Source organism: Spirochaetota bacterium (genome assembly GCA_004297825.1).
Taxonomy (GTDB): Bacteria; Spirochaetota; UBA4802; order UBA4802; family UBA5368; genus FW300-bin19.
The window spans coordinates 1-6,490 of record SCSX01000077.1; the positions used below are offsets into that span (position 1 = coordinate 1).

7 protein-coding genes are annotated in these 6,490 nt (G+C 57.1%); all 7 read right to left on the minus strand.

What is annotated here, in order from left to right:
• Positions 1-633, minus strand: a 633-nt coding sequence (locus EPN93_16690; GenBank protein ID TAL31919.1) for a hypothetical protein, incomplete at its 3' end; no start/stop codon positions are given.
• Positions 634-810: 177 nt separating this feature from the next.
• Entirely contained in the window at positions 811-1,455 is a 645-nt protein-coding gene (eda, locus tag EPN93_16695; protein TAL31920.1) for a bifunctional 4-hydroxy-2-oxoglutarate aldolase/2-dehydro-3-deoxy-phosphogluconate aldolase, read from the minus strand.
• A gap of 69 nt (positions 1,456-1,524) precedes the next feature.
• Complete coding sequence (locus EPN93_16700) at positions 1,525-1,899, minus strand: VOC family protein (protein TAL31921.1); 375 nt, start codon at positions 1,897-1,899, stop codon at positions 1,525-1,527.
• A 236-nt stretch (positions 1,900-2,135) separates the two neighbouring features.
• Positions 2,136-3,965, minus strand: coding sequence for a glutamine--fructose-6-phosphate transaminase (isomerizing) (gene glmS / locus EPN93_16705; protein TAL31922.1), 1,830 nt, complete (start codon positions 3,963-3,965; stop codon positions 2,136-2,138).
• Positions 3,966-3,995: 30 nt separating this feature from the next.
• Entirely contained in the window at positions 3,996-4,502 is a 507-nt protein-coding gene (locus tag EPN93_16710; GenBank protein ID TAL31923.1) for a hypothetical protein, read from the minus strand.
• 55 nt (positions 4,503-4,557) lie between these two features.
• Entirely contained in the window at positions 4,558-4,728 is a 171-nt protein-coding gene (locus EPN93_16715) for a 4Fe-4S dicluster domain-containing protein (protein TAL31924.1), read from the minus strand.
• A 71-nt stretch (positions 4,729-4,799) separates the two neighbouring features.
• Entirely contained in the window at positions 4,800-6,224 is a 1,425-nt protein-coding gene (locus EPN93_16720) for a hypothetical protein (protein TAL31925.1), read from the minus strand.
• Positions 6,225-6,490: the final 266 nt, after the last annotated feature.

Genomic DNA, 6,490 nt, shown 5'->3' on the forward strand with positions numbered 1-6,490 from the left:
GATAAAATCCCGGTCATCGTACCCGATACCGTTCGCTGCGTAGTTCGCCCGCGCGCGCGCGAGCGCGGGCCTGGAGAGGTCCACGTTCGTCGCCCCGGCCGCCCCTCCCCGGATCGCGTGGACGGAAAACATGCCGGTGTAGCAGAAAAGGTTCAACAGGTACGATATCCCCGGGTAATAGGGAATCAGTTTTTCGCGCACCTCGCGCATGTCGAGGAAGAGCCCCGTGTTCTGTCCCTTCCGGAGGTCCACGAGGCACAGTACGCCGCCCTGACGCACCGTGAGGTCCGCTGGCGGCATCTCACCCGCCACGAGTTGACTTTCATAGGGCATGGGATCGCGGGGATTTTCCGGCCTGCGCCTGTCTTTCACCAAAACGCCCCGAACGGGCACCCCCAGTTCCGGGATCCAGGAATCCAGCACGCTGCGCAGGGAAGGCCATCGGTCCCACACCTCGCCGTAGAATATCTGCACCAGCAGATAATTCCCATAAAGATCGATGGTGAGTCCGTCCAGGCCGTCCTTTCCCGCGTGAAACAGCCGGAAGCAGTCGGTGAGGGGATCGCCGAAAAGCGAGTCGCGCGTGTCGCGCGCGCGGCGCAGCAGGGAGAGAAAATCCATGGTAAAAATCATTCCATCGGGGGTGATATCGTCATGCGTGGGTAGAGAGGGACTATACCGCGACGGCTTCGGGGGCCGATACTGCCTGTTCCTTCACCGTGCGTCCCGGTGCGCCCGCGTTGCCCGGCCTGCCCGTGTGCGATCCGTTTCATACCCGTGCGCTCTCCCGGCGTGAAGGCATGCCCGGCATCAGCCGAGGGCCCGGAGCCCGGAGGAGATGCTCCTGACGCGGTCCGCCAGGGACGCGAAATCGCCCTTCTCCACCAGGCGGCTGTCCACGACGTAGCTCGCCCCGCACGCGATGACCCGTGGAATTGAAAAGTATCCGCCGATATTTTTCTCGTTGATTCCGCCCGTGGGAATGAGCGAAAATTCTTTGAGCTTGAAGGGCGCCGTGAGCGCGTTGATATAGGCGGGCCCCCCCAGGTCCTCGGCGGGAAATATCTTGATAATTTCACAGCCCAGCTTGAGCGCGCAATTCAGCTCGGAAGGCGTGGCCACACCGGGAACGAAGGGAATCCCGATCTCCCGCGCATGACGCACGACATCCGGATCGAGACAGGGGGCCACCGCGAAACGCGCACCGGCCTTATGCGCGTCATCGAGCGCCTCGACCGAAAGAACGCTCCCGGCTCCCGTCTGGAGATCGGGAAATTTATCCGAGACGGCGCGGATGCAATCGAGCGCCGCCTTCGTGCGCAAGGTAATCTCGATCACGGGGAGCGAACCCCGTACGAGCACCGCAGCGGTTTCGAGCGCGGCGTTCAGGTCCTCGAACACCGCGACGGGGACGACCCGGGCGGTACGTAAAATTTCTGCAAGAGAAGCGGTCATGAGCGCACGAACCTCCCGTTGCCGCGATTCGAATTCAAAGGACGCCTCGCGGATTTTGGAGCGGACAGCCTACGGCTGCATGCGCGGATAGCATATTTCGATCTGGTTTTCGTCGGGGTCCAGAAACACCAGGGATTTCCCGTTGCGAATGTTTTCGGGGCCGAAAACAATGGGTATCTCCATGTCCTTTATTTCTTCGAAGGCGTCCTCGAAATCCTGTTCGTCGACATAAAAGCTGACATGATTCTTGGTGTTTTTCTGATTCTTGTAACCGTCAACCTCGAACAGGCCTATTACGATCTCGCCGACCTTGATATAGGCCTGCTTTGAACTGCTGATTTTCTCGATCACCTCGAAATCGAACAGCTCTTTATAGAACTCGATCGATTTTTCAAGGTTCGAGACGCTTATCCCTATATGGTCAATGCTCTCAATTACTATCATTCCGTTTCTCCCCGCTTAAAATTACCCTGCACGCACATGTTCCCCGCCGCGTGGCTTCGCGCTTCAAAAAACCCGGTATCGGGGCGTCGATGGACCCGATTGTGATTAAATATAAATAACGGGCGGGGGTTCATGTCAATCATTATCTCCGGAAGCGGGCCAAAAAAACGACGCATTGCGTTGAAGGAGTCAAAATCCCCTTGCAGGGGCGATTGGAACCCGGGATATTCCGTGCGCTATTCGACCGTCACGCTTTTCGCCAGGTTCCGGGGCTGGTCGACGTCGCACCCCTTGAGCACGGCAATATGATACGCGAGCAGCTGCAGCGGAACTACCGTCAGCAGCGGTGAAAATATGCGGCTCACCCTGGGGATACGGATCACATGATCCGCGACCATCCCTATGTCCTCATCGCCCTCGGTCGCGATAGCGATGATTTTCCCGTTACGCGCCTTCACCTCCTGCATGTTGCTCAGGATTTTCTCGTACACCTCGTCCCTGATCGCAATGAAGACCACCGGCATATTCTCATCGATGAGGGCGATGGGACCGTGCTTCATCTCGGCGGCGGGATACCCTTCCGCATGCACGTAGGAAATCTCCTTGAGCTTGAGCGCCCCCTCGAGGGCCACGGGAAAATGAATTCCGCGCCCCAGGTACAGGAAGTTCTTCACGTCCTTGTAGCGCCGGGCGATGGCCACGATCGCGTCATCATTTTCCAGTATGGAGCGGACCTGGTCGGGAATTCTCATGAGTTCGGTTAAGAGCTCGCGCCCCGCCTCCGGGGTCAGGTCCTTCCTTCTCGCAAGCAGGAGGGTGATGAGAATGAGCACCGTGATCTGGGAGGTGAACGCTTTCGTCGAAGCGACGCCTATCTCGGGGCCGGCGTGAATATAGACGCCGCCGTCGCTCTCGCGCGCGATGGTGCTTCCCACCACGTTCGTCACGCCCAGCACCTTGACCCCCCGCGTCCTGGCCTCGCGCAACGCCGCCAGGGTATCCGCCGTTTCGCCCGACTGGCTGATCACAATGACCAGGTCGCCCTTCTTTAAGATGGGTTTGCGGTAGCGGAATTCCGACGCGTACTCAACCTCGACGGGGATGCGCGCATATTCCTCGATGAGGTATTCTCCCACAAGGCCCGCGTGCCACGAGGTACCGCATGCGATGAAAATTATTCGCTCAATGCCGTTCAGCTCTTCCGTCGACAGGCGCAGTCCGTCCAATCGCACATTGCCTTCCTGTGGCAGAACGCGGCCCCTGAACGAGTCCAGGATGGTATCGGGCTGCTCGAAAATCTCTTTGAGCATGAAGTGATCGTAACCCTGCTTTTCGATGAGCTTTATATCCCAGTCGATGTCCTCGATCTTCTTGGATTTCACGTTTTTTTTAAGGTCGTAGGAGCGGAAATGGTCTTTCCTTATCTCGACCATTTCGTTGTCGTCTATGTAGATTACCTTTCTCGTATGCTCCACGATGGCGCTCGCGTCCGAAGCGACGATCATTTCATTCTCACCCAGCCCCAGGATGAGCGGGCTTCCTCGCCGTGCCGCGATGATGACCCCCGGCTCGTCCCTGGAAACGACCGCAATACCGAACGTGCCCTCCACCTTCTGCAGGGCGAGCATGACCGAGTCGATGAGCGTGTTGGACTGGTAGTAGTATTCTATGAGATGGACCAGCACCTCGGTGTCCGTCTCGCTCACAATTTTATGGCCTTTTACCAGGAGCATCTTCTTGATGGACTGGTAATTCTCGATAATTCCGTTGTGCGCCATTGCGATCCGGCCGTCGCAGGAGGTGTGCGGGTGCGCGTTGGTATCCGAAGGGACACCATGCGTCGCCCAGCGCGTGTGCCCGATTCCCGTCGCGTACCCCGCGAGGGAAGGGAAGTCCAGGACCTGTTCCAGCTCGGCGATCTTGCCTTCGCGCTTGCCCACGAACATATCGTTGTTGACGAGCGCGATACCCGCCGAATCGTATCCCCGGTATTCAAGGCGCTTGAGTCCGTTTATGATGATCTCGGCCGCCGGCCGCATCCCCACGTACCCGATAATTCCGCACATAGCCAGCCTCTCTTTGAAGCAAATATCCTGCTACTTACCCTGCGCCCTCTCACGGATCGTGAGGCCATCCATGTAGAGCGTCACCCTCGCGGGATTCCCCCGCTCGAGCGAGAAGCGCTTGAGTGTTCCCGATAAGGAACACATCCGCCCGCTCCTCCACCAGGAGCGGAGCGCACCGGGTTTGTCTCCGGTAACAGCCTTGAGCGAATCCGCCGCCAGCTCCCCGCGAATGATGCACCAGCCGCCGAAATTCAGGCGGCATACGTACACATTCTGCTCCACGGTTTCGGGATAAATCAACAAATAGTCCCCTCCCGTTTCAAGCGGCAGCCCAAGGTATTCCAGGAGTGCGGCATGAAGCTTTCGCTCATAATAGTGCCCGCTTCCGAACCAGCCCCGGTTCCACCTTATATAAAGGTCTTCGATCTTCCTGAAACTTTCGCTGGCGCCCGCGACTTCGCTAACGCCTTCCGGGATGCCCGGCGGCCCGGTAACCGTAAAGATGCCGATGAGTATAACGAGCAGTACGCGTTTCACCGGGTATCCCTGCCCCAGAAATGATTCAGGATGGCCGGAGCCATCCTGATCGGTTTTATTCTTCTACGATCGCTTCCGCGGGGCACGCATCCACGCATGTTCCGCATTCCGTACATGTTTCCTTGTCAATCACGTACGTATTTTTTCCTTCTTTGATGGCGGAGGTGGGGCACTCGTCAGCGCAGGTCCCGCACATGGTGCAATCTGTTGTGATCTTGTAGGCCATAGCCTTCTCCTGAAAAAGTTTTAACCCTATATATCACGTTTCACCTGTCAAATCAAATATTTCCCGGCAAATCATTTCTTGAGCGCAAGAACGATTAAAACCACCGTCAGCACGACAATGCCCGCGATCAGGCCGATCAGGAGGCTCCCGCTCGATTTTTCCTCCGCCTGCTCCACGACCGGGTCCCCCGTTTTTACCCGCACGTCCTGCTCCTCGATCGTCTTCCCCAACACCCCTTCGGCCACCTGCACATAGATGGTATAACCGATCTTGGGCGTGCGCTTTATCGTGTGCACCTTCGTGCCGATCGGTTTCGGTTTGTTGCCCTCGATAAGGTTAAGGCTCTTGAGTATCTTCATCGAGAGCGGGTTGGCGGGATTGAGGAGCACCTGCACCCAGTCGCCCGATTTAAGGCTCGATATGCTCTTCCCCTTCCCTGGCGAGACGATGAGGCTCGCGTCGACGACCCTGAGCCCCGATACGACATCGTCCTTGGGCGCAGGGGCTTTCTCCTCCTTCTTTTCCTTATCCTGGTTCAGGAGGAGCGTCATCTTGAGGGAATTGATTTTCTCGCAGCGCGCCTGCACACTTGCTCCGCGTCCGGTGAGCGTTTTCAGGAGGTCCGATACTATCGTTACCACCCCCACGGTGTCGGTGCGGGAGATCGCTTCCAGCATGATCCCGGAATCAATCTTCCGTAAAAGGGCATCGATTTTCGGCGATATCGTTTTATCCAGTTTCGGGTGCGCGAGCAGCCCGAGCATGCCCGAGTAGTAGTCGATAAGCGAGAGCGAAACATCGATATCCGCGAGCCCTCGGTCGCTGCCCGCGGCGAGGAGGAGACCGTGGATCTTTCCGTTCACGGCGCCGCAGGTGATGAGCACCGATCCGTAGACATCGCTCTCGGCCAGGAAGGACACGCGGACAAGCACGATATCCTGGATATTCTCCCTGATGATCTTCTCGGCGAGCTCCGCCTGGTTTTCCGCGTAGGGCATGACGATCCTGATCTTGTCGCTCATGGTGAGCTTTTCCGAGCGCTCGTCGACACTCAGCTGCGCGAATTCCCCGTAATTCAAAAGCTCGAACTCGAGAACGGACTCGATCCGGTCCGTCGAGAGGACCGCCTCGATCGTGCGCTTGATCATGTTTTCCGCGGATCCTATATCCTTGGACTTGATATGGTTCAACAGGGTTTCCATGTACGTCTTGGTGACCGAGCTGTTGAGCCTGCTTTTCACCTTCGAATTCATCTCGCCGGCCACGGGGTAACGGGTCGCCCCGTTCTTGATCGCCTCGACGAGCTGGTCATGCGGCATCGCCAGGCTCGTCGAGGCCAGGTCTTCCCCCTCGATGATCAGGGAAAAATGCGCCAGGAGATTGATCTTGTAGAGATCGAAGTAGGCGACGAGTAACCCGGAAAACGACTGCCGGGTGAGGTTAAACCTTACCTTTATTGCGATGATCTCTTTGTTCGACCCTGCGGGCTCGGGCATGATGGGGATATCCTATCAGGTTTGGATGCTGAATACTCTGCAACCAGTATCTACCCTGAATGGCGGCGCGCGTCAATCATTTTGTAGTATTAAAAAGGTGCCGGCGTGACTGGTGTGAGCTAAATTCCGGGCGTTCTGAAGGAGAGCCGGGTGAAAATGTTACTATTTTTCGCCCCTCCTCCGTATACATTTCAGACGCTCCATTCTTTATTCGGAGAACACGGAATGCTGAGAACATCCATTAATATGAGAAACGCAATATTCGC

Excerpts from the sequence above, each read along its gene's own strand:
- EPN93_16700 (TAL31921.1), bottom strand. The coding sequence starts at position 1,899 with ATGATAGTAATTGAGAGCATTGACCATATAGGGATAAGCGTCTCGAAC.
- glmS (TAL31922.1), bottom strand. The coding sequence starts at position 3,965 with ATGTGCGGAATTATCGGGTACGTGGGGATGCGGCCGGCGGCCGAGATC.
- eda (TAL31920.1), bottom strand. The coding sequence starts at position 1,455 with ATGACCGCTTCTCTTGCAGAAATTTTACGTACCGCCCGGGTCGTCCCC.
- EPN93_16720 (TAL31925.1), bottom strand. The coding sequence starts at position 6,224 with ATGCCCGAGCCCGCAGGGTCGAACAAAGAGATCATCGCAATAAAGGTA.
- EPN93_16715 (TAL31924.1), bottom strand. The coding sequence starts at position 4,728 with ATGGCCTACAAGATCACAACAGATTGCACCATGTGCGGGACCTGCGCT.